The following is a 26,273-nucleotide window of genomic DNA, read 5'->3' as shown; positions in this document are numbered from 1 at the left end:
CAGGCCGATCTTTTTCATACATCTATGTTCTCATTCCGCCCATTCCCAGCGATGACGATTTTGCTCCAGCATCGGATGCAGGTATTCGGACGATCCATCAATGATGAGACGCAGCTCTTTGATCCAATCCTTGAAGGAATCAAATGAAGCAAACATATTCGCCATCTCTATCGTCAAATACAGAAAGTGAGGGGCTGGATATTCCGCAGTGATATGGCGCAGCGCGCTATCCACAGGTGTATATTTCTTTCTCTTGCCCTCAAGCCCCTCCACACGTATACGCGAAGTTGGATGTTCCCGCCGCCAATCATGCAGGCGGTCTTCTCTTTTGTAATATGCCTGTATCGAATCCTTGCTCATTCGTTTAAACGTGCTCTCGTGTAAAGGATACAACACAAGCTGTATGAATGAACGGGTATCTACCGTTGCAGCGGCGCGCTCGAGTTGCTCATCCGTCACATGTTCAAACGAGTCATAAAAAGTCAGTGTGCCTTTGCGGCTGGCCGCCGGTGGCTCATAACCATAAGGTACAGATGTATATTTTCCAGACATTTCACCCCTCCTTGTTTATACGCACATTCGCACAAAGGTGATTGGGATAACCCAGCTCATGTTATTATACGCTAACGATCTTGCTTCAACTCGGAATAAAATGTCATTCTGTTCTTGCCTGCACGTTTGGACTCATACAAAGCTTCGTCCGCCATCCGAATAATCTCACTTGGGTTGTCGCTGTTGGTTGGATATTCGGCACCTCCGATGCTACATCCAATTCGAATTCGCTCGTATTCGATAATAAACGGCTTGTTCAAGCTTTGAATGATGGCTTCTGCATAAGCCATGGCTTCTTCCCTCGGATGACTTCCAACAGACTGAAGTACAATCAGGAATTCATCTCCGCCCAATCGGACTGTTATCCCCTTCACCTGACCAAGAGCAGACAGTCGCTGGGCCACTTTCTGTAACAGTACATCTCCAGTCTGATGTCCAAGTGTATCGTTGACCCGTTTGAATCCATCGAGATCCAGATAGAGAAAAGTCAGCGTGTGATTTTCACTTTCGGTCTCCAGAGACTCCTCCAGATACACTTCTAGGGCAGTGCGATTTGGCAGTCTAGTCAACTGATCAAAATGCGCCAGATTCTGCATCACGACCAGCTCTGAGTTTTTATTCATAAGAGAGGTCAGCATATCCCGAAGTGAACGGGACAACACTTCAATCTCCTTAATCCCCTTAATCGCAGGAATCTCAAGCTCTTCCCCTGCACGCAGTCGATTGGCTACTCTGGTAAGACGCACAAGCGGGGCAGAGATCAGACGTGAGACAACCCAGCCAATCAGTGCAAACAGCACGGTAACGGCGAGTCCAGACCACACATTAAACCACATTAGGTCAAACACAGACGCAAAAGCAGATGACTTGACTTGACGAATGACTACGGTCCAGCCTAATCCGGGAAAATCCAGATGACCCTGGCTGTAGGCAAACCCTGTCACATATTCATTACCGTCAGGCCACTTTTCAATGGACCAACTGCTCTTGTTGAGCTGGGCCTCTTCAATGCCAGGCAATACTAACGGTTTACCGATCCATTCCTTCGGCCCGAGCAGCACTGTATGTTCCTTTTTGCTAACGATAAAAAATTCAATGTCCTTTTCTTCCCTTTTCAATGGGGCAAGTACGGATTCCTCGACTTCCTTCGCCCATTCCCAGCTTAAATGTGCAGCGAGCACACCTTGAATCATTCCTTTGCTATCCTTCAGCGGAAAACTGATATCGACAAATTGCAACGGCTCTCCCGTTGGATTCGGAAGCAGCTTGGCAAGAAGGACTGCATTATGCACATCTCCAATGAATTTACCCTTGATTCCCTCCTGATACACAGGTCGCTCTGATAAATTTTCCCCAAGCAAGATACCATCCGTAGCAGCTAACACTTTTCCCTTCGGGTCCATGAATCCAACCCATGAGAATGAGGGAAAGCTATCTTGTAACTGATCCAGCAGCATCTGAATCTCATCAGGTTGGAATTCATCTTCCAACGAAGCCATTCGGCCCAGCAGGTCCAGTTCACCCGCGCGAGCCGACATGAATCGATCCAGCTTGTCCGAAGCCTGTGAGGCCGTGCCTGTAAGCGAGTGACCAATCTCAGTCTCTACAGCAACAAATGACTTTTGGCTGAAAATAGACCCAATCGTCAGGGTAACCAGCAAGGATAACACAGCAAAGATGACTGTAAGCACAGTTCTAATTTTGAATGACATTACTTCCTCCATTACACGGTGAAACCATCTTGCTTCTCAACATAACTATGCTGTAAAGAGTACACGGAATGTCACCTCGGACGTGTCTCAAAACTCGCTGAAGTGCATCTTTTACCGCCTTTTCGCCCCCTGCTGCGTCACTTTCCCTTGACGTGCCCCGGCACGCCTGCGGAAAACTTCCTGGCTTGGAACGAAAATTCGGCAAAATCTGCTTCTTCGGAGTTTCAGACACGCCCTAATCGTTTTCATATTTATCGGAACTTGTGTGTTTTTTTATTATACATACCCATACAATATTATACTGAAATCTTCACCGTGTTTCTTCCATTCAAAGAATAGACACGATTCTGTATATACATACTTGGGTTATGAATATAGAGAGCAAGCATATTCTTCAAAGGATCATGCGCCTGTATGTCACAGAGAGAGTAATCGAAATAAAAAACATTGGGGGTGTAATGTTGAGCCTGCTTCATGTTGCTGTTATTCTGCCTTTTGCCGCTGGCATTCTTCTTGCCATGCTGCATCGTTTCTTCCGTAAATTACATTTGGGATGGCCGGTTCTCCTTGTCCCGGCACTATTATTTGTATACTTTGCGAGTCTCATACCCGCTGTGTCACAGCGCAATACCGTATCCGGAAATATCCCGTGGATCCCTTCACTGGACATTGGATTCAATCTGTATCTGGACGGTCTGAGCCTCATGTTGACACTGCTGATCACCGGAATCGGTGTCCTCGTTGTTCTCTACTCCATCTTCTACATGGATATGAAAGAAGCGCTGAACCGTTTCTACCTGTATCTGTTGATGTTCATGGGAGCCATGTTGGGCGTGGTACTGTCTGATAATATGATCGTGCTCTACGGATTCTGGGAATTGACCAGTATTACGTCATTCCTGTTGATTGCATTCCATTACAAACGTAAAGCCTCGACTTCAGGAGCACAAAAATCATTCCTGATTACGGTATTTGGCGGTTTCGCCATGCTTACCGGATTCATGATGATGTATCTCATTACAGGAACATTCAGTATTCGTGCAACCATTACAGGATTGGGTCAGTTTCAGGAAAGCGCACTATTTCTACCCGCACTTATCTTGATCCTGATTGGAGCTTTCACCAAGTCAGCTCAGTTCCCGTTCCATATCTGGTTGCCGGATGCCATGGAAGCTCCGACACCTGTTAGTGCCTATCTTCACTCAGCCACCATGGTCAAGGCCGGACTGTACGTTGTCGCACGGTTTACACCAATCTTCGGTGGACAGGGACTCTGGTTCTGGCTCGTTACTGGCGTTGGTCTTCTGACTTTGTGTTATGGATCATTCCTGGCGGTGAAAAAAAACGATCTCAAAGCGATTCTTGCCTATTCGACCATCTCTCAACTTGGTCTGATCATGTCCCTCTTAGGGGTTGGATCTGCTGCTCTCTACTTCGGATATGGCGAATCCTCTGCGATGTACACTGTGGCAATAACCGCTGCGCTACTTCACCTGTTTAATCATGCAACCTTCAAGGCCGCTCTGTTCATGGTCGTAGGGATTGTTGATCATGAAACGGGTACACGTGACATACGGAAGCTCGGTGGACTTGCTTCATTCATGCCAATCACATTCACCGTGGCATTGATCGGCTCACTTGCCATGGCGGGTATTCCGCCCTTCAACGGATTCCTGAGCAAGGAGTTATTCTTCCAGGCGATGGTGGAAGTCACGCATCTGCGAATCTTTGGACTTGGGTCCTGGAGTGTTCTATTGCCGGTATTCGCTTGGCTTGCAAGTGTGTTTACCCTGATCTATGCGCTAATTATCGTGTTCAAAACATTCCTCGGTCGTAGCCAAAGCGAGATCCCTGCCGAGAAGTTGCACGAAGCGCCAGCTGGCATGCTCATTCCGCCTGTTGTTCTAGGTGTTCTTGTCATTGTATTCGGACTCTTCCCGAATCTGCTGGCCGGATCACTGATTGAACCGGCAATGGCCGCTGTGCTTCCATCCCTCTTGAATGGAAATGAGCGCTTCGATGTACATTTCTCCCTATGGCACGGATGGACTCCGGAACTGATTATGACAATCGGAGTCGTGATTCTCGGAATCACTCTCTACAAGCTGTTGCCACGATGGAGGAATATTTATGAGCATTATCCACAAGGATTAACAATTAACAATATGTACCACGTCGTGCTGGATAATCTTCAGCATTATGCACGCAAATGGACGGAAGCCTATATGAATGGCTCGGTTCGTAATTATCTCGTTTACATTTTCTCATTCACGGTCGCGTTGCTGGTCTATGCCTTCTTCCGTTCAGGAGAAAATATTAGCTGGAATCTGCAGGGCAATGCACCTTACTCATTCTATGAGGTGGTACTGCTAGTCACGCTCATCGGTGCTGCAGTTTCGATTCCTTTTGCCAAGAACAGACTGTCAGCAGTCATTATGACCGGAGCGGTTGGTTACCTCGTAACCCTACTGTTTGTACTCTTCCGGGCGCCAGATCTGGCGTTGACACAGATGATTGTTGAGACGGTATCGGTTGCATTGTTCCTGCTCTGCTTCTACCATCTGCCTGAGCTTCAACGTGGCAAATCAAGCCGCAGTTATCTCACGGTAAATATGATCGTAGCGATTGCAGTCGGAATCGTGATGACTTTTGTTGCACTAGCGGCAAGCGGAACAGCATCACTGGACAGCATTTCTACCTTCTTCCTTCAGGAAGCGTATGACTCGGCTGGTGGTAAAAATGTCGTGAACGTGTTGCTGGTAGATTTCCGTGGCTTCGATACGTTATTGGAAATTATGGTGCTTGGCGTTGCTTCGTTATCCATCTACTCCATGATTAATCTGAACCTCGAAGCAAAAGATCTTGGAGCCCGCTTGAAGTTCCGTAAGAAGGACGAGAGTCAGGATTCCGAACCTGCTCTAGATGATGAAGCGGACAATACGAAAAAGTATGGTAACCGGGAACGCAGCTCATCCTCGTGGGATACTGTCCCTTTGCAGAGTAATGATGTATTGCTGCAAACGACCACCAAGGTTGTTGTGTTCATCATACTGACGTTTGCCATGCACCTCTTCTTTGCAGGTCACCACAATCCGGGCGGAGGTTTCATCGGCGGCTTGGTCACAGCGGCAGCGCTCGTATTGATTGCCCTGGCATTCAGTACAGATACGATACGCAAAGCGTTACCGGTTGACTTCCGTATGCTAACAGGAATCGGATTGGGTATAGCTTTACTCACGGGTGCGGGTTCATTTATATTCGGAGTCCCGTTCCTAAGTCAAACCTTCGGCTATTTCGAACTTCCTTTGCTGGGAGAGACAGAACTCGCTACAGCCATGCTGTTTGATCTTGGCGTGTATCTCGCTGTCCTGGGTGTCACCATGACCATCATTCTACAGATCGGGGAGGATCGCTGATATGGAAATATTGATGTGTGTAGCCGTTGGCATTCTGTTTGCGGTTGCCGTCTTTTTAATCTTGTCGCGGAGCCTGCTCCGTATCGTACTTGGCATGTCCATACTAACCCATGGCGTGCATCTGCTCTTGATCACCATGTCACGTCTCAAAACTGGGGCACCACCACTGCTTGGGGAGATGGCTGAACGTTATGTCGATCCACTTCCTCAGGCTCTGATACTAACTTCGATTGTTATTAATTTTGGCCTCACTGCGTTCTTCTTTGTTCTCTCCTATCGTTCTTATCTGAAGTTAAAAACAGACGATATGGAAGAAGTAAGGGGGCGTCCATATGAATAATCTCGTCGTTCTGCCGATTCTGTTGCCTTTGATTACAGGTGTTCTGGCTCTGCTGTTTTTCCGGAAAACAAATATCCAGCGGATCATTAGTGTCATTGGACTTTTGTTCACAGCAGCGGTCTCAACGATACTCATTACGCGGGTAGCTCAGACTGGAGTTCTAACGCTTAATATGGGTGGATGGGCACCTCCCTATGGTATTGTGCTTGTTGCGGACATGGTATCGGCGCTACTTGTCGTTGCCGCTTCCATCATTGCACTGGCGTGTCTGCTGTATGCGTTTCGCAGTGTGAACAAGGAGAGGGAAGAGCACCACTTCTATCCGTTCTTTCATTTTCTAATCGCGGGAGTTAACGGTTCATTCCTAACCGGAGATCTGTTCAATTTGTTTGTCAGCTTTGAACTGATGCTCATCTCTTCCTATGCACTGATCGTATTGGGAGGTACCGAAAGACAGCTTCGGGAAACGATCAAATATGTCTTGATTAACATCGTTTCTTCAGCTCTTTTTGTCGCTTCCATCGGCTTCCTCTACTCCATTACTGGCACACTGAACATGGCAGATTTGTCCGTCAAAATTGCTGAAGTGGGACAGAGCGGAGTCATTACCTTAATTGCTGTTCTCTTTCTGATCGTATTTAGCATCAAGGCCGGTCTGTTCCTGTTCTTCTGGCTGTCGGGCTCTTATGCGGCACCACCTGCTGTCGTCACTGCATTGTTCGCAGGATTGCTGACCAAGGTTGGCTTGTACGCGATTGTGCGAACATTCACACTGATCTTCTATCATGATCCTGATTTCTTCCATGCACTGATCGGATGGATGGCTGGTGCAACAATGGTCCTTGGTGTCATCGGTGCGATCTCATACCGCGATGTGAACAAGATTCTCATCTACAACGTGGTCGCAGGTGTGGGTTTTGTTGCTTTTGGTATGGCCTCGGCCAGTCGCCCTGCACTGGAAGGTCTGCTCTTCTATATGCTGCATGATATGTTGATCAAAACATTGCTCTTCCTGCTCGGCGGCGCCTTGATCGCTGTTGCCGGAACATCCAAACTCGACAACATGGGAGGCCTGATCCATCGCTATCCGCTGCTCGGCTGGATGTTCTTCATTAGCGCACTTGCCTTGGCAGGTTTGCCGCCATTTAGTGGATTTCCAGGGAAGTTGCTTCTCTTTGAAGGAGGCTTGCAGGCAGGCTTGTATGGTCTTACCGGCATTGCGGTGCTTTCGAGTTTGTTGATGTTATATTCGGTACTGCGCATCTTCATACAAGCGTTCTGGGGCGAACCGCCTGCCGGGGTTACAAGACGCCCTTACGCGGTGAACGGCCTTCTGATTCCTGCCGGAATTCTGTTTGTATTCATCATCGTAATGGGTGTGGGGGCTGAAGGCATGTTCCAATTGACCTCCCGCGCAGGCGATATTCTACTGCATCCCAATATTTATATTGATGCCGTATTGAAGGAGTAGATGTCTATGGCCTTTCAGATTGTACTGAATCTTATCATTGCTTTTGTATGGATGTTTCTGAACAACGCCTGGAATGGTGTTGGTTTTCTCATAGGTTACCTGCTCGGACTGCTTCTCATCGGGGGGATGCGCAGATTCTTCCCCCAGCGCTTCTATATTGTGCGCGTCTGGGCCATCTTCAAACTGATTACTCTGCTATTCAAGGAACTGGTGCGAGCCAGTATTGAGGTTATACGCCAGATTATCAAGCCTAAGCTCGATATAAGGCCCGGTATTTTTACGTATAAAACTCAATTGTCCTCGGATTGGGAAGTTACTCTGCTCTGCTTACTCATCTCATTGACACCAGGTTCTCTGCCGCTTGAAATTTCGGGTAATCAACGCAAACTGTTTATTCACGCACTGGATATCAAGGATGAACAGAAAATGAGAGATGATATCCAAAATACATTCGAAAAAGCAATTATGGAGGTGACGCGTTAATGTTATCCTCACTGTTGTTCATCTCATTGCTCATTCTCTCCTTAGCCATTCTGGGTTGCTTGTACAGGGTGCTTCGGGGACCATCCATGGCTGACCGGATCACGGCACTGGATACCATCGGTATCAATGTGATTGCCATCGTTGCCGTTCTGTCGATGATGCTGCAAACCCAAGCCTATCTGGATATTATCTTGCTGATTGGCATTTTGGCTTTTCTAAGTACAGTGGCATTTGCACGTTATATTGAACGGGGGGCGGTATTCAAAAATGATGGAGATCGTTAAAGTAGCCGCTGAAACCGCTATAGGTCTACTCGTACTGCTCGGTGCACTACTCAGTGCACTCAGTGCATTCGGACTTATTCGTCTGCCTGATGTATATCTACGTGCCCATGCCGCAACCAAAAGTATGACACTTGGAGTGTTCTGTGTATTAAGCGCTACATTTTTCTACTTCTGGTATTTCGATAACTATATCAGTGCCCGCTTGTTGTTAGGTATCCTGTTTGTATTCATCACGGCTCCGGTCGCCGGACATCTGAACGGACGGGCCGCCTATCGCACAGATGTACCACTGTGGGAGCAGAGCGTGCAAGATGAACTGGAACCCTTGTTAAAAGGAAAAAAAGTGAACCATGAAGCCAAGGATATGATGGAGTAATCCCCAGTCTAGGCATAACAAATACCCCCGAGGATCAGCCGCCCGTTTCGCGGCATGTTCCCGGGGATATTTGTTTATTTTGCATACACGGATCATATCAAGCACTGATTATGCAGACTGATTAAGTAGTAAAGTCAGAATCCATTCAGTCCCTGTCTTCTCAGGTCCGCAGCCACAATACGTGCAAGCTCCGCAGCCCCTTGACGATTCGGATGCAGACTATCCCCTGTCATATACAGAGCAAGTGTTGCCGCAGGACCAATGGACGTGAAATAAGCAGAACTTAACTTATTCAGTTCAACCAGGGTGACTCCCTCTTCCTGAGCGAGTGCACGTGTGGATTGATTGTACCAGCGGTTCTCCGCTTGATGCACATTGGCTGTATTAAAATCTGTTGCCCGGCCCTGAGGCGTGGAGAGGATAACCGTTGCTCCTTTGTTCTTCGCCTTACGTACCATATCCCGCATAATCTCTTTGAACTGCGCCTCCGTTGTATTGTTCTTGGCATTGGTATCGTTAATTCCGAATTGCAAAATAAAATAATCTCCCGGCTTGATATACTTCAGAATCGCTTCCATCTGACCATCATCGCGGAAACCTCTCGCAAATTGACCACTTGACGCCATATTTCGAACCTGGAAGGTGGAATTGTTCACATAGGACGGAAACAACTGTCCCCAACCTCCTTGTACACTGCTACCCAGCGGATAGTAATTACAAACTGTTGAGTCACCACCAATGTAGATTGTGCGGTTGGTAACGGTCTGATTGGATAACTTCCGGATTTCGAGTGCACTAAGTGTGAAGGCGGTGCCTGCCTTTCCTTCTGTAACCAGCAGGTTTAATTGCCCGTCAGTCACCGGAATTTGAAACTGGTCCGTTGCCCCGTTGCCCGTCATATTAATGATCTGGTAGACACCTTCTGCAGCCACACTCGCTCTGGCAGTATTGCCCAGGACCACTTTAACTTCATATAGGCCATTGGACAGATTCACATTGAAGGTATTGGTGCTCTTGGTGCCGTAAGTCAGAAACTGCACAGCGTCACTCTTAACCCCGCTTCCTGAGGCAGGCACATTTCTCATATTGGTAGGTGTGTTGAAGCCATAACCTTTCGTAGGCGTATAGGCATCTCCTGCGGACACGCCTGTGTAACCGCTCTCAACACCACCCGAACCAAAATCAAATCTGTAATTGTCCGTTGCCGCTTCGGCGACTTGCCCTCCACTGCTTCCCAAACCGATGCCCGTTGTACTTGCAAACAGAACAAAACAGAGCAGTAGCTTTACCGATATTGACCATTTCATCACTAATTTCTCCTCTCGAATCAGAATTATATTAGTTGAAGATCCACAGCTTCACAGAACTTGATCAAGCCAGTCATAAGCCTTCGCTCCGCTAATCTCATGTCCACCGGTAAAGAAATCCGCATCCAGTGATTCTGCTGCTCCCGCCTGCTCATATATGTGTGTCAAACGGGCATACGCCTCTCTCGCTGCATGGATTGGGAACACCTGATCATCACTTCCAGCTTCAATAAAAAGTGGCCTAGGCACAATCAGGCCGATGAGATCCGGCAACTCCGCTTCACGCAGGATACCTGGCACATAGTTGTCCAGACAATGGTTCCGATCCAATATGCTGCCCTGGAATGTATTTGCATAACCGCTTACCACAGTTGCCCTGAACCGTTCATCCAACGCGGCTGTAAATGCGGTCACCAGCCCACCGCCCGAGATACCCATGCTTCCAATTCGCTCCGAATCCACTTCTGGCCGAGTCGATACATAATCCAATACACGTGTTGTTTCATACACCCTATGACCGGCGAGGGTCTTCCCCACCATGAGCAGATGCGCAGCAATCTTCGTACAGGAGCTTACCCCTGGTGGCGCATCGCGGTCCTCTTCCAGTCTTCGATCACCAAATCCGAGCAACTCTGGAGCCGCAACCACATAACCACGCTTCACAAGAGCTACTGCAAAGTCCTTGTGTAATCCGGGCTCGCCTGTCCGTAGTGACCCATCCGGTTCCATACCCGATATCTCTCGGCTACCGTAGCCATGCCCATGACAAGCAACGATAGCAGGTCTCTTGTTTTCGGTAATGCTTCCATCACCCGGAATTAATAAATACACTGGCATGCGAAGTCCTGCATAGGTCGTGATTTCAATCCGCTCCCGAATATATCCGTCACATGTAATGCGCTCCAGTAAGACAGGATTCAGTGCGGCCGCCATCGTGGGAAAACCGCCCAGCCGTTCTTTCACACGTGTACGTAACTGACTGCGCCATAACTCCAGGGGTTGATCTGGATGATACGCGGAACGACCACGAAGATTCGTTTGTTGTTGTAGATAGGCTTCAATATCAGACATGGGCCTGTGTCCCTCCTGTTTTTCATAGGATAACGTAGATAAAAGACTGTTATATGGAATTAATTCCATCCATTATAGAACATCTATGTCACCCATGAATTGAACATGTTTGCCTGTTTTGAATGGAATCACATGATTTCTAGCCAAAAAAAGGATATCTCCAACCTGAAGACAGGTTACGGAAATACCCTTCATTTCATCTGACCTGGCAGCCACCAGTTCCACCTGCCCATTAATTTCATCAATGCAGGTACCAGTATTAGACGGATTAATGTAACGTCAATCAACACCGCTGCCGTGATTCCGATCCCTAACTGCCTCACACCTGCGACTTCAGCAAAAGCAAACGGCACAGTCACCGCAAGCAGAATGGCCGCTGCGGAGGTGACCAGACGACCTGTAGAAGCCAATCCCTGTTGGACAGCCACATCGCTGTCTCCGGTTCGTCTATACACTTCCTGAATACGGCTCAGCATAAACACACCATAATCCATGGATATGCCAAACACCAATCCTGCAATGAATACAGGAATCATAATGGCAATGGCTGACGGCTCCATACCTAGATGTCCTTCATTGAACACCCACACCAATATGCCAAATGAAGCGGCTAAGCTGAGCAGATTCATCACAATTGCCTTGATTGGAATGAGCATCGATCGGAATGCCGCCAGTAACACAAGATAATTGGTGACCACTACAAATACCAGCACTTTGGGCAGTTGACTTGTGACTTCTTGCATTATTTCATACTGCTTGGCAGCTTCCCCGCCATAACGTAGTTTTACGTTGTTGGAACCTGGTGCATGATCGCTATTCCTCATTCGTTCAAGCCAATCTGCAACCTGTTCCGAACCAGGTTCCCCGTGCACGGTGGCTATCAAACGTATGGAATGGTCAGAGACCGTTGAATGCAGCCATGCCGCCCTTATTGACTCCTTGCCTTCTATGGAAGGAGTGAGCGCCGACGGTGGAATTTGTAAAAGGCTCTGCGAGTCATTTTGATTCGGCTGTAATAGGCCCCATGGTGAAACAATGCTCAATACTTCTGAGTCCTGCAGTAGTTGATGGGCTTTGTTGTGGGCCATCTGCCAGTGAGAGGCAGTCAACAGTTCCTGCTGTCCGCCAATCACCATCTCGATGGTAGAGGTATTCTTTTGCCCCAAATCATGTTGCAACTGCTCTGCTGCCTGGCGGGACTCCATTCTCTCTGGCAGTGAAGAAGCATCCGGGACGGACAGTTCCAGCCGGGTCACTGGATATACACACAGGAGCAGCACAACCGTACCTCCAATGGTCATACTGACTGGGCGTTTCATGACCATTGCAGACCATCTATGCCAGATCGAGCTTCTGGGTAACCAATGGACTAACTTTCGCCTGAAGACCCGACCCGCAGACAGTGACAGCAGAGCTGGCAGCAGCGTAACATTTAAAAGTAGCGATAGGAGCAGAACAATAATGGCCCCCAAGGAGACACTCAGAAACATCGGCAGTCTGATCCAGAGCAGACCCATCAGCCCAAGGAGCACGCACGCTGCCGAGAACAACACTGCTCTGCCTGCTGTACGCAATGTTCGCTGAAGAATCTCGCTCCGCAAAACCTCGCTCTGCATATCCAGGCTACTGCCCGTAACGTTAGCTTTGCCTTCATCTTCATAGGCCCGCTGAACTTCTTCCCTGTACCTGCTCAGGATGATCAGGGCAAAGTCTATACTCAGTGCCATACCCACCATGGGAATCACATTAATGATAAAGTTAGACAATTCCAGATGATAACCAAGGAGTGTCGTGACTCCCATGGCGGTAATCACAGCACTGATCCCCATCATGACAGCAATCAATGCAGCATATAGCCCCCTGAATGCAAAACACAAAACGATCAGGGCAATCGGCAGGCCCACCATCTCTGCCCGTTCCAGATCACGAAAGCTCAGATTATTGACATCCTGCTGGACGACTGCCTTTCCCGTCAATTGCACCGTACCTGGACCGTCTGTTGCCAGCACGGCGCGCAACTGCTCCAGTGGGGGACCCATCTGATGCGCGGGCACATCCATTTTCACAAAGGCATAGGCCCTTTGGTTTTGCAGCGTCACCCTTTCGCTAACATCCAGAGGGGACGTGATAGAGGTTACCGCAGGCAACACTTGAACCTGTGTCAAACGATCCTTGATCCACTGCCGGAACTGTAACGGCGAGGTATTTTCCTTTTTCTCAAACACCAGAATAACCGGATCAGCAGGAGATCCGAATTCATCCTCCAGAACAAGTTCAACCGCTTGCGCATCCCCGTGAACCCGTTTTAATCCGTGATCTTGAACAATGTCAGGTAACTTCCATGCCCAGACCGCTGACATCCCGATGATAAATACCCAGCAGAGAATAATGAACCGCGGATATCGGCTGATGAAGGCAGCAAGTCTGCGATAACCCATACCTAAGCTCCTCTGCGATCAGATTAGTCATTCGATTATGTTCATCGGTAAGATCATAAGCACATTCATACACTTACGGTGTATATCTCCTTCACTCGGGTTCGCGAACTATTGAATGCCATGATTCACAGGTGTTCTGTTCGCAATGGGGGCAGGGATGTATGTAAAAGGAAGTAACTCTGCCGTCAGTCCCGGGCCAAAGGCCAGCGCTATCCCACTGGAATGCTCTTCCTTCTGTCTGTAATCCTCACGGATGGCTTGAAGAACAAAAAGAATCGTCACGGACGACAGGTTGCCATAATCCCGCAGGATGTTTCGGCTGTAGGAGACCTGCTCATCTGTCAACTGATACAGCTTCTGAACGGCATCCACGATGCCTCTGCCTCCCGGATGGATCGCCCATATTTCCGGTAAACCGCTCCCCTCCAGCAACCGTTCTACCTCTGGACCGAGATGCAAACCAAGCAGCTTCGGAATCTGTGGTGACAGGTAGAGATCAAAGCCTGTATTGCCCACTTCCCAGATCATTTCTTCTGCACAATCCGGGAGCAGCGTTGAGTGCCCTCGGCCTAGTCGAAAACATTCATTGCGGTCTGTTCCAGACGCACCAATAACACAGGCAGAGGCGCCGTCTCCGAAGAATGATGCTGCATATAGGTCGTCCCGTTTGGCAGATGGCTGAAAGTGAAGTGTACATAGTTCCACACACACGATGAGAACTGTAGCCTTCTGATCTGTCGTTACAATGGAATTCGCCAGTTGGATCGCCTTCAGACCGGCTGCACATCCTTGAAACACCAGTGGAATCCGGTTGATCTGCGGTGACATTTCAAGCTGTTGGATCAGCCGAACATCAAGTCCGGGCAGGAATTGCCCCGTGCAACTCACCGTAATGAGATGTGTAATTTCCGAGGAGGTTACGTCTGCATCCTGAATGGCCTGTCCGGCCGCCTCGAGACCAAGTGGAACAGCAGCAGCTTTGTATTTGCCCATACGCTCGGATGTAGTCGGAACCTCGTCCGCATTGGTAAAGGGTAAATATCGGCAAGAATCAACAGGCTCAAGCAGATTCGGTTCACACGTATACCGAGTCTCTACACCGCACTGATTAAAGATTCGTTTGGCCCACCTTCTCGCATCTGGCTCATGTTCCAGCGCTTGCGCGAGACGGGCAGACACATCCTTTTGCTCAATACGGTGGGCAGGCCACGCCGTTCCTATTCCCATAATACTTGCCCCAGTATTTGCCTCAAGCTGGTTCATCGGCTTAACCCCCTTATAGTACGTGTTCAAAAGTAGGCTTTTTAAACAACCTATATATAAAATAGGTTCATATGACATGTGTGCAGGATATAGTACAAGTCTATTCACTACCTGTCCTGTTTATGTTCATATTAACAAGCAAAGGCGGACAACTTATGCGAGTTTCGCACGTGCTGTCCGCCTTTGATACCGGATTAAACCCGTTCCTATATTACATATTCGATCTGTCAGAACTATTCAGGCCGAATTATCGTGAATCTCTCCCCAAGCTTGGCATAATCATTACCCGCCAGTCGGCTGACTGGTTTCAAATGATCCATCAGGATATAGCCCTTGTCCGGATTGTAGACTTGTTCGCTGAAATGATACTGTACAATGCGTACCAGCAGCAGGTCACTCACTGGTTTGCCCTCATCATTCGTGATCGGAATGTGTTGATACAGCTCACACTCCATCCGAATGAGTGCTTCCTGAATTCCTGGCACAGCAACCTTGGTACTTGGCACTGTAGTCAGTTTTGTCCGCTCAAGCTCACTTTCGTGGGGTTCCAGTATGGCTGCTGTCTCATTCACTTCTGTTATGATTGCTTCATCACAGATATGCACGACCAGTTCTTGATGAGCAATCACATTACGTGCAGTATCTTTCATGATACCGTCTTTACGTGCAATAGATATGGATAACAGCGGTGGGTCCGAACTAACCACATTAAAGAAACTAAAAGGCGCTGCATTAATTACACCATTCTTATCTGAAAGTGTCGTCACAAAAGCAATTGGGCGTGGTACCACCGAACCACTCATCAGTTTATAGTTGTCTCTTCCCGTTATTTCACGTGGATCCAATGTATACATATGTAAATATCCCCTTCCATGCTCGTGTAACAAGTGTCAATTTCACTTCAGGACACGATAACACACTCATATTTATTATATATCGTAAAATGCTAAATTAACAAAAAAAACTCCCTGGTGCCCACTGCACCAAGGAGTTTGAACATGCCATTTCGTATTGGCTATTTCTTATTTAACGATGCTGTTCTGAATGTCTTCCATAATTTGAAGGTTCGCTTGAACTCCGCTGTACAACCAGCTACTGGACCGGGTGAATTCAAAGACATTACCTGTCTTTACAGCAGGAATGCTCTGCCATACGGCATCTTTCAGCGCTTCTGAGCCTGCTCCCTTGTCACTGTTCACCAGGAATAGATAGTCTGTGTCCATTTCCGCGATCTTCTCCAATGAAATCTCAGACCAGTTACCCGTTGCCTTCGCAGATGCTTCCTTCACAACATTAGGCTCTGCAAGTCCAAGTTCGTTGTACATCACTTCACCACTGGAAACATTGTTGCTTACAACATAAAACTTGTTATTGAACAACCACAACGCTGCGGCCGACTTTGTTCCTCCAGTAACAGCAGTTACTTTTTCTTTGATTTCCTTTGCCTTGGCATCATAATCGTCAAGCGCCTTCTGCGCTACATCCGATTTGTTCAGAAGCTCGCCGATCTTGAGCAGAGCCTGACGCGAGTCCTTGTTGACCTCATCTCCGAGTACATAAGTAGGGGCAATTTTGTTGTACTGTTCGTATTTCTCCCCTTCAACTGTACTTTCAGAACCCATAATAATCAGGTCTGGTGAGAAACTGGCCATGGCTTCAAAAGGTAGATCACTTGCAATACCAGGTATACCATTCAGATCGGTTTGCAGATAATCCTGCAAACCACTGCCGTTGTTGATGGCCCATTGTGCTGCTGGCTTAACACCGAGTGTAACAAGATGGTCTTCCAGATAAGACGCGATGATGCGCTCCGGATTTGCGGGAATTGTTACTTCGTGTCCCATTGCATCTGTTAATGTGCGCTCTGTAGCGGCTTCTGTTTGTGTCTCTGTCTCCGTTGTTGTCTCGCTCTCTCCTGCTGCTCCATTCTCTGCCGTTTTTGTTCCACACGCGACCAACCAGATGGACATAACCATCACCGTCATTAGAAGCATGATCATCTTTTTATTTCTCTTAAACACTTGATATATCCCCTTTCAATTCATTATAAAAACCTTATTCGGCGTTATTGTGACAGATTTCAATGTTCAAAAATATTGAAACTATTATTGATACATATAATATCCGTATGTACATTTGTCCGATTCCATTGACAATGATAATTGTTATCAGTTCAGTTGTCAATTCGATTATGTGGCGAGGCGATCATATAAAATCTTCTTGACGGCATTCACATATAGGCGGATGCCGCCATATGCTGAATGCAGAATACGACGACAGGAAGGATGTTCTGTACATGTATTACGAATATAACCCTTATCTAAGTTATGGAGAAGACCGTTCCTTTCAATTGCCTCCCCTGTTCCCAGGAGGTGGCGGTGGCGGCACACCGGGTGGTCCGACGTTTCCTGGTATCCCTGGCGGTCAAGGCGCCTATCCTCCATACATTCCAGGCGGAGGACCCGGTCCATATATCCCTGGAGGCATTCCAGGTACAATTCCGGGTACAGCACCGGGCGTACCTGCGCAACTGACTCAAGGCAACCTGCCCACCCTACTTAGTGCCTATCCTCGTCCGGTAGGTCAGCCTCCGGCAGAAATGCTTTTTTTGTATAACCTGATCAAAAGCAGCCCGGGTCTGCTTCCGCTCTTCCTCCAGCAACAGCCGCAAAGCCTCACTCAAGCGGTTCAATTTGCACAGACTGGTGCAGCGGCACCTCGAGAGAACGAAGAACGTGCGCTGCCCAACTTTTGCTATAACCGGTGGTCCCTTGTCTTCACATACAATGATGTCTACCTGATGTGGCCTGCAATTAATCTGTTTGGTTTTGTGGTGGGGTACTTCTATCCATTCCTCACGCCAGGTATACTGTCCAATACACAGATTTTGTTTGCGCTCTGCTAAACCTGTCCTTACCTACAGCAAGAGCCCCACTTGGAAGCATAATTCCTTCCAAGTGAGGCTCTTTTTCGTCCTTTTATCCAGATGTACCTTTACATTACTAAGACTCCATAAACGCAAGGTGTACAGAATCAGTACATTTAACTCAACACTTGATCGTTCTGGCGCTTCCCGCCTCTACTGACCATTAGGAAGTAAATCACCAAGGCACCGAGATCAGCACACGCGATAACGATTCCCATTGGCACAGCTGTTCCTTCTCCTCCGAGACCTACGAGGGGAGCGACAATACCACCGAACAGGAACGTCATCACACCAATAAGCGCAGACGCACTGCCAGCCGATTTCTCCTGATTGGCCATCGCCAAAGCGAAGGACGCGGTATTGACCAACCCAACACTGGATACCACCAAAAATAGCGGAATCAGTACAGAGATTAGATTACCTCCAGCCAGAATGGCGATGAGCAATGAAGTTCCTCCGAGCGCCGCGGTTAGCAGCCCCGCGATTAACAGGCGAGTCTCTGATACCTTTCCTGCAAGTCTGCCGGCAATCTGACTGGCCAGAATAATGCCTAACCCGTTAATGGCGAAGCATACACTGAACATTTGCGGGGATACCCCGTATATTTTCTGAAGCACAAACGGTGAACCTGATATGTACGCAAACATGCCAGCAGCTACAAATCCTTGGGTTAACGCATAACCCATAAACTGACGATCCCCCGCGATTTGGCGAAACGTAAGTAATGTCTGCTTCAATCCTCCGCTTGATCTGCGATTGGAAGGCAATGTCTCTCCAAGACCGAAAATGACAGCCAACAGCGTCAGTATACCGATAAGGCTGAGCAAAATAAATACGCCGCGCCACGATGTATATGTCAACAATTGTCCACCAATGATTGGTGCAGCAATCGGGGCTACGCCGTTTATCAGCATTAACAGAGAGAAGAACCGTGTCAGTTCCGGGCCCGAATATACGTCTCTGACGATTGCGCGCGAGATGACAATCCCTGCCGCTCCAGCTACACCTTGAATGAACCGCAGCACAACAAAAGAGCCCATCGTCGGGCTAACCAGGCAAAGTATGGAGGCGATCGTATAGAGCACAAGCCCTGCAATGAGCGGTGTTCGCCGACCACGTACATCACTTAGAGGTCCGGCAAGCAACTGTCCAACCGCAAGTCCAATCATACACGCCGTCAGACTGAGTTGAGCATACGATGTAGATGAACCAAACTCATCAGCCAGCGTGGGCAATGCGGGTAAATACATATCCAGGGACAACGGCCCGAAGGCCGACAATGTCCCCAGAATTAAAGCCATCCGTACACGAGATGTGGAGTTTGTGTTCAATGAGGCTGGTGTACTTTTCATCAAATACTACTCCCCGCTACCCAACAGCTTGAGCAGGTTGGACGGCAGTGTGAACTGTTGATTGTTAATAATAATACGGCGCAGTTCTTCTTCATCCCGCTCGTTATCGGCGTCCTTAATCTCCTGAATTTCCCGGTGAAGTCGCTCCATCTGTTGATCCAGCGCATTTGCCGAATCTGCCGCACTCTTTAACTCTCTCGTCAAATGCTCGGGAACATCCTTATTGTATTTATAAAAAATCTTATGCTCCAGACTCGCCCAGAAATCCATCGCGATTGTACGGATCTGGATCTCCACACATGCTCGTTCCTCACCATTGGACATGTACACAGGCACTTCCACCAGAAGGTGAAGGCTTTGGTAGCCGTTTGGCTTTGGATTCTCGATGTAGTCTTTGACCTCCAGTACACGCAGATCACTCTGGTTGCACAGCATATCCTTAATGCGATAGATATCCGAGATAAAGGAACATGTAATCCGTACCCCGGCGATATCCTTGATATTTTGCTTAATGCTCTCAAACGTTAACTCATGATTTTTGCGGAACATCTTGTTCATAATGCTCTCAGGAGATTTCAGTCTGGACTTTGTATGTTCAATTGGACTGTAATCATGCAAAGACTGGAATTCTTCCTTCAGGACTTCAATCTTGGTCTCCATTTGATCCAGAGCAAATTTATAGATCATCATAAATCTGGTAATTTCATATTTGAATTTCTTGAATTGATCGATTGGATGTGGAGCGTTCATCATGGCTTTCTCCCTTTCTTTCTGCACACTAAAATTAGTTTTATGAATATGAGGACAAGCGGTCAATCCACATGTCTCCTGAACCATTATAAATCATATGGAGCCAATAAACGAATTTCTCACATTTGGGCTGGTGATTCAGCCTGGAAGGTATGGGAACTTATTTTACGCGCATCCTATAGAAGCATCCCTGTCATTTGGCCTGTTATTATTAATAAAAGAGGTGGATTTTCCTGCTCTATCAAGTGACATATTCATCCGATACACTTCGGGTTAAAGCTTATTTATACCTGCCACAAGGTTGCTCATTACCTGATATCACGACATATGAAACTTCTCATCCCGGCTCTGTCTCCTCTGCCTATCCGGAACTCGCTTCCATACATAAGTCTCTACATTTGCAACCGCTCGCCAGCCATTATCCTGCTGCAACAATGCATGATACGGATAACATACCGGAACAGTGGCCAGTTCTGCTCTATTGTCGCGGCGGACTTGGCAGCTATGGCGGGGTAAATACCGTTTGGCTTGAGCAATTTGTACATAAAGGTTATATCGTGTTCGCCCCATCCTATCGTGGCAACGAAGGCGGTGAAGGTCGTGACGAGTATGGCGGAAAAGATGCCGAAGATGTGCATGCCGCTTACCGGTTGATACAGCGTTTACCCTTTGTTGACCCAACTCGCATATCGTTAATGGGGTTCTCCCGTGGAGCCATTAATGCTGTACATACCGCAACTGCCTATAATGAGGGACCGGACAAAGTACATAAGTTAGTTCTTTGGAGCGGTGTCTCCGATGTGGAACGCACTTACCATGAGCGAACCGACCTGAGGCGTACATTGAAACGGGTGCTAGGTGGTTCCCCACGCACGGTTCCAGAAGCTTATCTCGCCCGTTCTCCCTTGTCGAAAGCGAACAAACTATCTTGTCCCGTGCTAATCATGCATGGTACATCAGATACACAAGTGAATTATAGTCACGGAACCCGAATGTATCACTGGCTTAAGCGCCAAGGTGCGGATGTCACATTTCATGCTTATGGCGGGCAGGATCATCATTTTCACGAGAAAATACATCAGTCAGCGGTGAACAATATGTTTGATTGGCTCGCTGCACCTTAAGTCTTGCGCGATGAATTTCATTTTGAAGATGCATGGGTTATGGCTGTATACTGGAGGGGCTACGTTTTTTTGAAAGGACGGATAGGATGAATCAAAGCACCCTCCAAAAATACGCCATGTTGCTTCTCTGTATGTCTGCCGGAATGGTGGACCTGATCGGATATCTGGGACTGGGGCATGTGCTCACAGCCAATATGACGGGAAATGTTGTACTGCTCGGTATTGCCATTGCCCGTGCTCAGGAATTTGTCGTGCTGCGGTCATTGCTTGCTCTCATCGGTTTTATTGCCGGCAATGCCATTGCAGCACATATGGTTGGACCTGTGCAGACCAAAAATGGCTGGTCTTCTAAGGTCACAGCCGTATTTACTGTTGAAAGCATATTGCTCCTGCTGTTCGCGATCGCCATGATTAGTCCATTTTCAGAACAACTGTCTTATCTGTTAATTGTCATCCTAGCCGTTGCAATGGGGATGCAAACAACTGCGGCACGCCGCATTGGCATTGCTGGCATCTCAACAACCGTGCTCACCAATAATTTGGCCGCTGTGGTCGAGGATACCGTAAACATCCTCAAAAAGCTGCGACATGCCAATATCCGATCGTTAACCAAAGCCTTGTCTACAGACTCCTACCTTCGTGCAGGTGCTGTTGTCATCTATTTGATCGGCGTCATTGCAGCCGCATTGTTATTCCACCGTGTGCCCATGATTGCAGTCTGGATTCCTGTCCTGATCATTGGCGGCGTAACCCTATACGCCCGATTACATGCATGGGGAACTTCACAACAAAGCGAAAGTTAATAAAAGTTAATAGTAGAAGAAGTAACCTGTCCATGTTCAAGTGGCTGTTCAAAAGTCCGCTTTAGGATACTGAAAACTGGTCTTTTTGAACACGTACTTTAAATTGTTTTAAGTACAATCACGCTATTTATTTCATCAAAGCAGCTTGTTGGCGGATAAGCTTGACCAGATGCTGTGCAGCAGGTGATAATACCTCCCCGGCTCGTGTACATACGGCAACCGTATTTCTCAGCTGTACACCTCGAACAAATACACGTGCCAGCCTGCCTTGCTGCACATCTTCGTTCACAACCAAAGAAGATATAAAGTTGGCCCCATAACCTGCCTTCACCGCACTAATCGTTTCGTTCAGCCCGTTGAACTGAAGCGCAATGCGGGGAGCGGCCAGGTTATTTGTTGTGCAAAGGGAAACGAGTCGCTCACGTGTAGCACTGCCTTCTTCGCGCATGATGAACGGTTCTGCCATCATCTCATGCAGCTCGATTTCTTTTCCCGCATACGGATGGTCAGGGTGCACAACAAACCACATCTCATCGTCAAACAATTCATCCCATTGGACACCTGCATGTGTAATGCCACTTCCACCATACACTGCAATCTCTGCCTCATAACGAAGTAATTGGTCAAAAGCCATCCGGGTGTTGGTTGTGCTCACAACAATCTCCACATCCTCGTGCATTTGCTTAAACCGAGCAATCCAGCCCGGCAACAGAAAATTTGAAGGCAAGTAGGTTGCCGTAAGACGGATCAGTCCTTTCTTGCCCTCCCGAAAATCCTGCACAAAATTCTCGACATCCTGCTCCAGCATGAACAGACGTTCCGCATAACCTGTCAACTGTATCCCCGCATCCGTAAGCACCAGTCTTCTTCCCTCCGAAACAAAAAGCTGGATTCCTAATTCACGTTCAAACTTCTTCACCTGAGAAGATACCGCAGGTTGACTAATATTTAGTTCCTCTGCGGCACGAGTGACCCCGCCATATCTCACGATGGCATGAAATAATCGTAATCCATGCAGATTCATGTTTACACCTCTTCCACGTCAAATTACATAATCTAAAGTTATATTATCATACATAATATATATTTTATTTATATATCTGCTCCATTTATAGTTGAAATATGAAATCCAATACAAGGAACAAGGAAAGGAACATGTGAACATGAAAAATATAAATACGACGAACCTACAGCATACCTGGACTCAAGTCGACGACTACATGAATGATCTGCTGATTCCGTCAGATTCCCTGCTGGAACATACACTGCAAAGCAATACCGAAGCTGGACTCCCTGCTCATGACGTAACACCGAATCAAGGAAAGTTACTTCAGCTCATGCTGCAAATCCAAGGCGCATCCCGTGTACTTGAAATCGGCACTTTGGGTGGATACAGTACCATCTGGATGGCAAGAGCGCTGCCTGAACACGGACGCATCGTCTCACTGGAATCCGAATCACACCATGCAGACTTGGCCCGGGCCAATCTCACACGAGCAGGACTGATGCACAAGGTTGACCTGAGAGTTGGTCCTGCCCTAACCACCCTTCCCGATGTTCAGGAAGAATACAGGGAACCGTTTGATATGATCTTCATCGATGCTGACAAACCGAGTAATCCCGATTATCTGAGATGGGCCCTGCGACTGACTCGGCCGGGGAGTCTTATTATTGGTGATAATATCGTCAGGGACGGTGAAGTGATCCGCACAGACAGCACAGACCCCAGAGTTCAGGGCGTTCGATCATTCCTGCAGTTGATCGCGGATCACCCTCGACTTGAAGCTACAGCACTGCAAACGGTCGGTAGCAAAGGTTACGATGGATTCGTCATTGCTCGTGTGATTGATGCCCCTGAACCAAAATAAACAGTGGTCAATTCTTCCGCAAATTCCCCTTTCCTGTTAAACTGGAATCACTGCACAGGCAGACTGGGGGGAACCACTTGAGAGTTTTACAACATATTAATGATGAAATTCGCGGCTGGTCCCGCAATATTCAACTGTTTTTCTTGGCTAGCATTCTGTATCAGATCGGAAATGGTATGTTCTCTGTCTTGTATAATCTGTACATTCAGGGTCTGGGCTATAATGATACAATGAACGGCCAAATTGTAAGTATTCAATCACTCGCAACAGCCATTATGTTTGTTCCTATCGGTCTATGCGGTGATCTGTTCAGCCGCAAGCGATTACTCATTACCGGGGCGTTATTCAGCGGAATCTTTCTGATCGGACGCTCCTTCGATTATTCGGCTACAGGACTGATCTGGTTCGCGGTATTCTCTGGCCTTTTCGCTGGAGTATTCCAAGTACTGGCCATTCCTTATCTGGCGGAAAACGTCAAGAAAAGCCAGCGGCTGAAGATGTTCAGTTATTATTCATCTCTTGTGCTCGCTTCCCAGGTGCTTGGTAGCCTGGGTGGCGGTGTATTCGCAGATTTGTTACATACGGCAGGACTCGCCAAGGTGACCGGATTGCAGACGGTTTTATTTGTCGGTGGTGCAGCAACACTAGCTGCATTTATTCCACTGTTATTTGTAACCGAAGGCAAGGCTGCTCCGCAGACAACCATTCCGGCGCAACCCGTTCTTCAACCCAATGAGGAGCTAAAAGAAAGTTCAACAAATATCCCAAGCACGGACGATTCGATCACGAAGAAAAAAGATTCCCGACTGATTGGTCAGTTTATAGTGACTCAGTTGTTAATTGGATTAGGTTCCGGACTGGTTGTACCGTATCTGAATCTGTATTTCACCAATCGGTTCTCGGTTTCTCTGAGCGGCATGAGCTTACTGATTGCACTTGGTCAGATTATGACGATTGTATCGATGCTGATTGGTCCTACCTTGGCGGCAAAGGTCGGAAGCGTAAGAGCCGTTGTCATTTTCCAGGTCATGTCGCTGCCCTTCCTTCTATTAACAGGCTTCACCAATCTGTTGTTCATCGCTTCGCTCAGTTTCTTGTTCAGACAAGCATTGATGAACGCAGCCAATCCCATTCATTCAGCCATACTGGTGGATCGGATCTCGGACAAACGCCGCGGCATTGCCAATTCACTGATGCAGACCTCGTTCATGATTGGTTGGGCGACCATGGGACCCGTTCAATCCTATCTGGTCACCACGTACGGAACGTATTGGGGTTATGCGATCACTTTCAGCATCACAGGCTGTCTATACGTTATTTCATCACTGATGTACTTTGTAATGTTCAGAGAACCCAAACCTTCCGCTACGGCTCTCTCAGGATCTTAATGAGTTGAACACTAGCAGTCTGGTTGTTCCGCAGATAACGCAACGTATCTCATCATCAGGAGTGATCACACATGAACATGAATCCTTCATTAAACCTGAATGCATACCTGAATCTCATACCACCTCATTCAACCGGTAGGCTAAACGGATGGAACTGATGCGCAAGCTTGGTTCCCACGTTGTCTTTCGGTTTTTTCTTAGTCTGGGTGTCTCTGTTCTTGGCGGATTGCTGTTCACAGTCATTCATACACCGATCCCGTGGTTGCTCGGGCCAATGGTATTTATGCTGCTTGGCTCCCAAGTCGCCAAATGGCCGCTCATGTGGCCTGCCTCCATTCGGGACTATGGCATTCTGATTGTTGGTTATTCGATTGGACTCACCTTAACTAAAGAGGCACTGCACGGCATTTTGCTACAACTTCCCATGATGCTTCTGATGACCTTGCTGTTAATCGGATTGTGTGTAATTACGGCCTACATCGCTTCAAAGATAACCGACTTTGACTTCCCCTCCCTGCTGGTTGGCAGTATTCCAGGAGGACTATCCCAGATGGTGTCCCTCGCAGAAGAGATGAAATCTATCAATCTGACGCTGGTTACCTTTTTGCAGGTGACTCGGCTGATCATGATTGTCTTCTGTGTTCCGTTCCTGCTATTCAGTCCGTGGTTTGAAGGTACCGCAGGTGGAAGTTTGGATCATCCGTTCATTGACGTAGCAACGTGGGGTACCCTTTTTCCCGAGATTCTTCTCTATGCTCCGCTCTGTGTAGCTGGTGCATGGGTTGCACGCAAACTCCGATTTCCGACGGCCTTTATGCTGGGTCCCATGATTGTCATGTGTGTCGTTCAATTAAGCACAACGATGCATACGCCCAGTCTGCCAACCTCACTCTTAAACGTATCGCAATTGATGATTGGCAGTCACGTTGGACTGATGCTCAAGCCGGAACAGTTGCAACGCAAGACACAGACAGTCACGCTAGCGGTGATGAGTAGTGTACTGCTCATTGTTGGTGCGCTTGGATTGAGTTATCTGTTAATGAATGTGTTCTCCCTCTCCGCGGCAACCTCACTACTCAGTATGGCCCCTGGCGGGATGGATCAGATGAGTATCATGGCACATGAAGTGAATGCCGATCTTTCGGTTGTATCCGGGTATCAATTGTTCCGCATCCTGTTTATCTTTTTCATCGTCTCTTCCGTACTGAAGATGATTCTTGTACATATGTTAAAAGAAAAGAAAGCAGATCCCTCACTTCAATGATCATATTTCGCCCCGATTCCATGACAAAGAGAGTATCCATTTGATGTCACATCCTGCGGATACTCTCTTTTATTTGTACAGACTC

At 47.7% G+C, this 26,273-nt stretch carries 23 protein-coding genes; 12 read left to right on the top strand and 11 right to left on the bottom strand.

All coding sequences use genetic code 11. The features are described from left to right. Nucleotides 1-30: 30 nt before the first annotated feature. Nucleotides 31-552 (bottom strand): hypothetical protein, encoded by a 522-nt coding sequence (locus C161_RS12990; RefSeq protein ID WP_036608711.1) that lies wholly within the window; start codon nt 550-552, stop codon nt 31-33. A gap of 71 nt (nt 553-623) precedes the next feature. Next, entirely contained in the window at nt 624-2,264 is a 1,641-nt protein-coding gene (locus C161_RS12985) for a sensor domain-containing diguanylate cyclase (protein ID WP_036608713.1), read from the bottom strand. Nucleotides 2,265-2,725: 461 nt separating this feature from the next. Between C161_RS12985 and C161_RS12980 the strand changes: the two genes are divergently transcribed. The 6 genes from C161_RS12980 to mnhG are packed head-to-tail and all read left to right on the top strand — an operon-like array spanning nt 2,726 to nt 8,634. Then, on the top strand, nt 2,726-5,680 hold the full coding sequence (locus tag C161_RS12980; RefSeq protein WP_036671065.1) for a Na+/H+ antiporter subunit A: 2,955 nt from the start codon (nt 2,726-2,728) through the stop codon (nt 5,678-5,680). A 1-nt stretch (nt 5,681) separates the two neighbouring features. Beyond that, the gene (locus tag C161_RS12975; protein ID WP_036670645.1) at nt 5,682-6,020 is read left to right on the top strand and encodes a Na(+)/H(+) antiporter subunit C; all 339 of its coding nucleotides are present in this window, start codon (nt 5,682-5,684) and stop codon (nt 6,018-6,020) included. Continuing rightward, nucleotides 6,013-7,491, top strand: a complete 1,479-nt coding sequence (locus C161_RS12970) for a Na+/H+ antiporter subunit D (protein WP_036670641.1) — start codon at nt 6,013-6,015, stop codon at nt 7,489-7,491. The genes C161_RS12975 and C161_RS12970 overlap by 8 nt, the downstream gene beginning before the upstream one ends. 6 nt (nt 7,492-7,497) lie before the next feature. Next, the gene (locus C161_RS12965) at nt 7,498-7,974 is read left to right on the top strand and encodes a Na+/H+ antiporter subunit E (RefSeq protein ID WP_036608718.1); all 477 of its coding nucleotides are present in this window, start codon (nt 7,498-7,500) and stop codon (nt 7,972-7,974) included. Next, nucleotides 7,974-8,258 (top strand): Na(+)/H(+) antiporter subunit F1, encoded by a 285-nt coding sequence (locus tag C161_RS12960; protein ID WP_017688855.1) that lies wholly within the window; start codon nt 7,974-7,976, stop codon nt 8,256-8,258. Before C161_RS12965 ends, C161_RS12960 begins: the two co-directional genes overlap by 1 nt. Further along, nucleotides 8,242-8,634, top strand: a complete 393-nt coding sequence (gene mnhG, locus C161_RS12955; RefSeq protein ID WP_017688856.1) for a monovalent cation/H(+) antiporter subunit G — start codon at nt 8,242-8,244, stop codon at nt 8,632-8,634. Before C161_RS12960 ends, mnhG begins: the two co-directional genes overlap by 17 nt. A gap of 134 nt (nt 8,635-8,768) precedes the next feature. Here mnhG and C161_RS12950 read toward each other — a convergent pair whose 3' ends face one another. From C161_RS12950 to C161_RS12925, 6 genes are all read right to left on the bottom strand, one after another. Beyond that, nucleotides 8,769-9,941: a rhamnogalacturonan acetylesterase gene (locus C161_RS12950; protein WP_156946111.1), complete on the bottom strand. Its 1,173-nt coding sequence runs from the start codon at nt 9,939-9,941 to the stop codon at nt 8,769-8,771. Between the two features lie 51 nt (nt 9,942-9,992). Continuing rightward, nucleotides 9,993-11,012, bottom strand: a complete 1,020-nt coding sequence (locus C161_RS12945; protein WP_036670638.1) for a dienelactone hydrolase family protein — start codon at nt 11,010-11,012, stop codon at nt 9,993-9,995. A 191-nt stretch (nt 11,013-11,203) separates the two neighbouring features. Further along, nucleotides 11,204-13,450, bottom strand: a complete 2,247-nt coding sequence (locus C161_RS12940; protein ID WP_036670637.1) for an MMPL family transporter — start codon at nt 13,448-13,450, stop codon at nt 11,204-11,206. A 108-nt stretch (nt 13,451-13,558) separates the two neighbouring features. Beyond that, a complete protein-coding gene (locus tag C161_RS12935) occupies nt 13,559-14,713 on the bottom strand; it encodes a type III polyketide synthase (RefSeq protein WP_036670636.1) in 1,155 nt (384 codons plus the stop codon). A gap of 233 nt (nt 14,714-14,946) precedes the next feature. After that, entirely contained in the window at nt 14,947-15,567 is a 621-nt protein-coding gene (locus C161_RS12930) for a flavin reductase family protein (RefSeq protein WP_036670635.1), read from the bottom strand. A 168-nt stretch (nt 15,568-15,735) separates the two neighbouring features. Then, entirely contained in the window at nt 15,736-16,734 is a 999-nt protein-coding gene (locus C161_RS12925; protein ID WP_084650154.1) for an ABC transporter substrate-binding protein, read from the bottom strand. A 233-nt stretch (nt 16,735-16,967) separates the two neighbouring features. Between C161_RS12925 and C161_RS12920 the strand changes: the two genes are divergently transcribed. Next, nucleotides 16,968-17,618 carry a hypothetical protein gene (locus C161_RS12920; RefSeq protein WP_036670632.1) on the top strand — a complete coding sequence of 217 codons (651 nt, stop codon included), beginning with the start codon at nt 16,968-16,970 and terminating at the stop codon, nt 17,616-17,618. Nucleotides 17,619-17,755: 137 nt separating this feature from the next. Here the strand turns inward: C161_RS12920 and C161_RS12915 are convergent, their stop codons facing one another. Together C161_RS12915 and C161_RS12910 are read right to left on the bottom strand one after the other, a co-directional pair. Further along, nucleotides 17,756-18,991 (bottom strand): multidrug effflux MFS transporter, encoded by a 1,236-nt coding sequence (locus tag C161_RS12915; RefSeq protein ID WP_036670630.1) that lies wholly within the window; start codon nt 18,989-18,991, stop codon nt 17,756-17,758. Nucleotides 18,992-18,997: 6 nt separating this feature from the next. Then, nucleotides 18,998-19,741 carry a GTP pyrophosphokinase gene (locus C161_RS12910; protein ID WP_036608962.1) on the bottom strand — a complete coding sequence of 248 codons (744 nt, stop codon included), beginning with the start codon at nt 19,739-19,741 and terminating at the stop codon, nt 18,998-19,000. A 245-nt stretch (nt 19,742-19,986) separates the two neighbouring features. Here C161_RS12910 and C161_RS12905 point away from each other — a divergent pair, with 245 nt between their 5' ends. Both C161_RS12905 and C161_RS12900 read left to right on the top strand, forming a co-directional pair. Continuing rightward, on the top strand, nt 19,987-20,865 hold the full coding sequence (locus C161_RS12905) for an alpha/beta hydrolase family protein (protein WP_051449714.1): 879 nt from the start codon (nt 19,987-19,989) through the stop codon (nt 20,863-20,865). An 86-nt stretch (nt 20,866-20,951) separates the two neighbouring features. Then, a complete protein-coding gene (locus C161_RS12900) occupies nt 20,952-21,668 on the top strand; it encodes a YoaK family protein (protein ID WP_036670627.1) in 717 nt (238 codons plus the stop codon). Nucleotides 21,669-21,795: 127 nt separating this feature from the next. Here C161_RS12900 and C161_RS12895 read toward each other — a convergent pair whose 3' ends face one another. Next, complete coding sequence (locus C161_RS12895; RefSeq protein WP_036670626.1) at nt 21,796-22,692, bottom strand: LysR family transcriptional regulator; 897 nt, start codon at nt 22,690-22,692, stop codon at nt 21,796-21,798. 139 nt (nt 22,693-22,831) lie between these two features. Here C161_RS12895 and C161_RS12890 point away from each other — a divergent pair, with 139 nt between their 5' ends. The 3 genes from C161_RS12890 (at nt 22,832) to C161_RS12880 (ending at nt 26,188) form a co-directional block, all read left to right on the top strand. Next, entirely contained in the window at nt 22,832-23,536 is a 705-nt protein-coding gene (locus tag C161_RS12890; protein ID WP_051449713.1) for an O-methyltransferase, read from the top strand. Nucleotides 23,537-23,613: 77 nt separating this feature from the next. Then, a complete protein-coding gene (locus C161_RS12885; protein ID WP_036670625.1) occupies nt 23,614-24,924 on the top strand; it encodes an MFS transporter in 1,311 nt (436 codons plus the stop codon). Nucleotides 24,925-25,072: 148 nt separating this feature from the next. Next, the gene (locus C161_RS12880) at nt 25,073-26,188 is read left to right on the top strand and encodes an AbrB family transcriptional regulator (RefSeq protein ID WP_235193798.1); all 1,116 of its coding nucleotides are present in this window, start codon (nt 25,073-25,075) and stop codon (nt 26,186-26,188) included. Nucleotides 26,189-26,273: the final 85 nt, after the last annotated feature.

This window comes from Paenibacillus sp. FSL R5-192, from assembly GCF_000517845.1.
Lineage (GTDB): Bacteria > Bacillota > Bacilli > Paenibacillales > Paenibacillaceae > Paenibacillus > Paenibacillus amylolyticus.
The sequence above is the reverse complement of the archived record's forward strand: the minus strand, read 5'-3'. Positions and strand labels throughout refer to the sequence as shown.

Coding starts and splice junctions, on each gene's coding strand:
- C161_RS12990 (WP_036608711.1), bottom strand. CDS start 552: ATGTCTGGAAAATATACATCTGTACCTTATGGTTATGAGCCACCGGCG.
- C161_RS12985 (WP_036608713.1), bottom strand. CDS start 2,264: ATGTCATTCAAAATTAGAACTGTGCTTACAGTCATCTTTGCTGTGTTA.
- C161_RS12975 (WP_036670645.1), top strand. CDS start 5,682: ATGGAAATATTGATGTGTGTAGCCGTTGGCATTCTGTTTGCGGTTGCC.
- C161_RS12970 (WP_036670641.1), top strand. CDS start 6,013: ATGAATAATCTCGTCGTTCTGCCGATTCTGTTGCCTTTGATTACAGGT.
- C161_RS12965 (WP_036608718.1), top strand. CDS start 7,498: ATGGCCTTTCAGATTGTACTGAATCTTATCATTGCTTTTGTATGGATG.
- C161_RS12960 (WP_017688855.1), top strand. CDS start 7,974: ATGTTATCCTCACTGTTGTTCATCTCATTGCTCATTCTCTCCTTAGCC.
- mnhG (WP_017688856.1), top strand. CDS start 8,242: ATGATGGAGATCGTTAAAGTAGCCGCTGAAACCGCTATAGGTCTACTC.
- C161_RS12950 (WP_156946111.1), bottom strand. CDS start 9,941: ATGAAATGGTCAATATCGGTAAAGCTACTGCTCTGTTTTGTTCTGTTT.
- C161_RS12945 (WP_036670638.1), bottom strand. CDS start 11,012: ATGTCTGATATTGAAGCCTATCTACAACAACAAACGAATCTTCGTGGT.
- C161_RS12940 (WP_036670637.1), bottom strand. CDS start 13,450: ATGGGTTATCGCAGACTTGCTGCCTTCATCAGCCGATATCCGCGGTTC.
- C161_RS12935 (WP_036670636.1), bottom strand. CDS start 14,713: ATGAACCAGCTTGAGGCAAATACTGGGGCAAGTATTATGGGAATAGGA.
- C161_RS12930 (WP_036670635.1), bottom strand. CDS start 15,567: ATGTATACATTGGATCCACGTGAAATAACGGGAAGAGACAACTATAAA.
- C161_RS12920 (WP_036670632.1), top strand. CDS start 16,968: ATGCTGAATGCAGAATACGACGACAGGAAGGATGTTCTGTACATGTAT.
- C161_RS12915 (WP_036670630.1), bottom strand. CDS start 18,991: ATGAAAAGTACACCAGCCTCATTGAACACAAACTCCACATCTCGTGTA.
- C161_RS12910 (WP_036608962.1), bottom strand. CDS start 19,741: ATGAACGCTCCACATCCAATCGATCAATTCAAGAAATTCAAATATGAA.
- C161_RS12900 (WP_036670627.1), top strand. CDS start 20,952: ATGAATCAAAGCACCCTCCAAAAATACGCCATGTTGCTTCTCTGTATG.
- C161_RS12895 (WP_036670626.1), bottom strand. CDS start 22,692: ATGAATCTGCATGGATTACGATTATTTCATGCCATCGTGAGATATGGC.
- C161_RS12890 (WP_051449713.1), top strand. CDS start 22,832: ATGAAAAATATAAATACGACGAACCTACAGCATACCTGGACTCAAGTC.
- C161_RS12880 (WP_235193798.1), top strand. CDS start 25,073: ATGGAACTGATGCGCAAGCTTGGTTCCCACGTTGTCTTTCGGTTTTTT.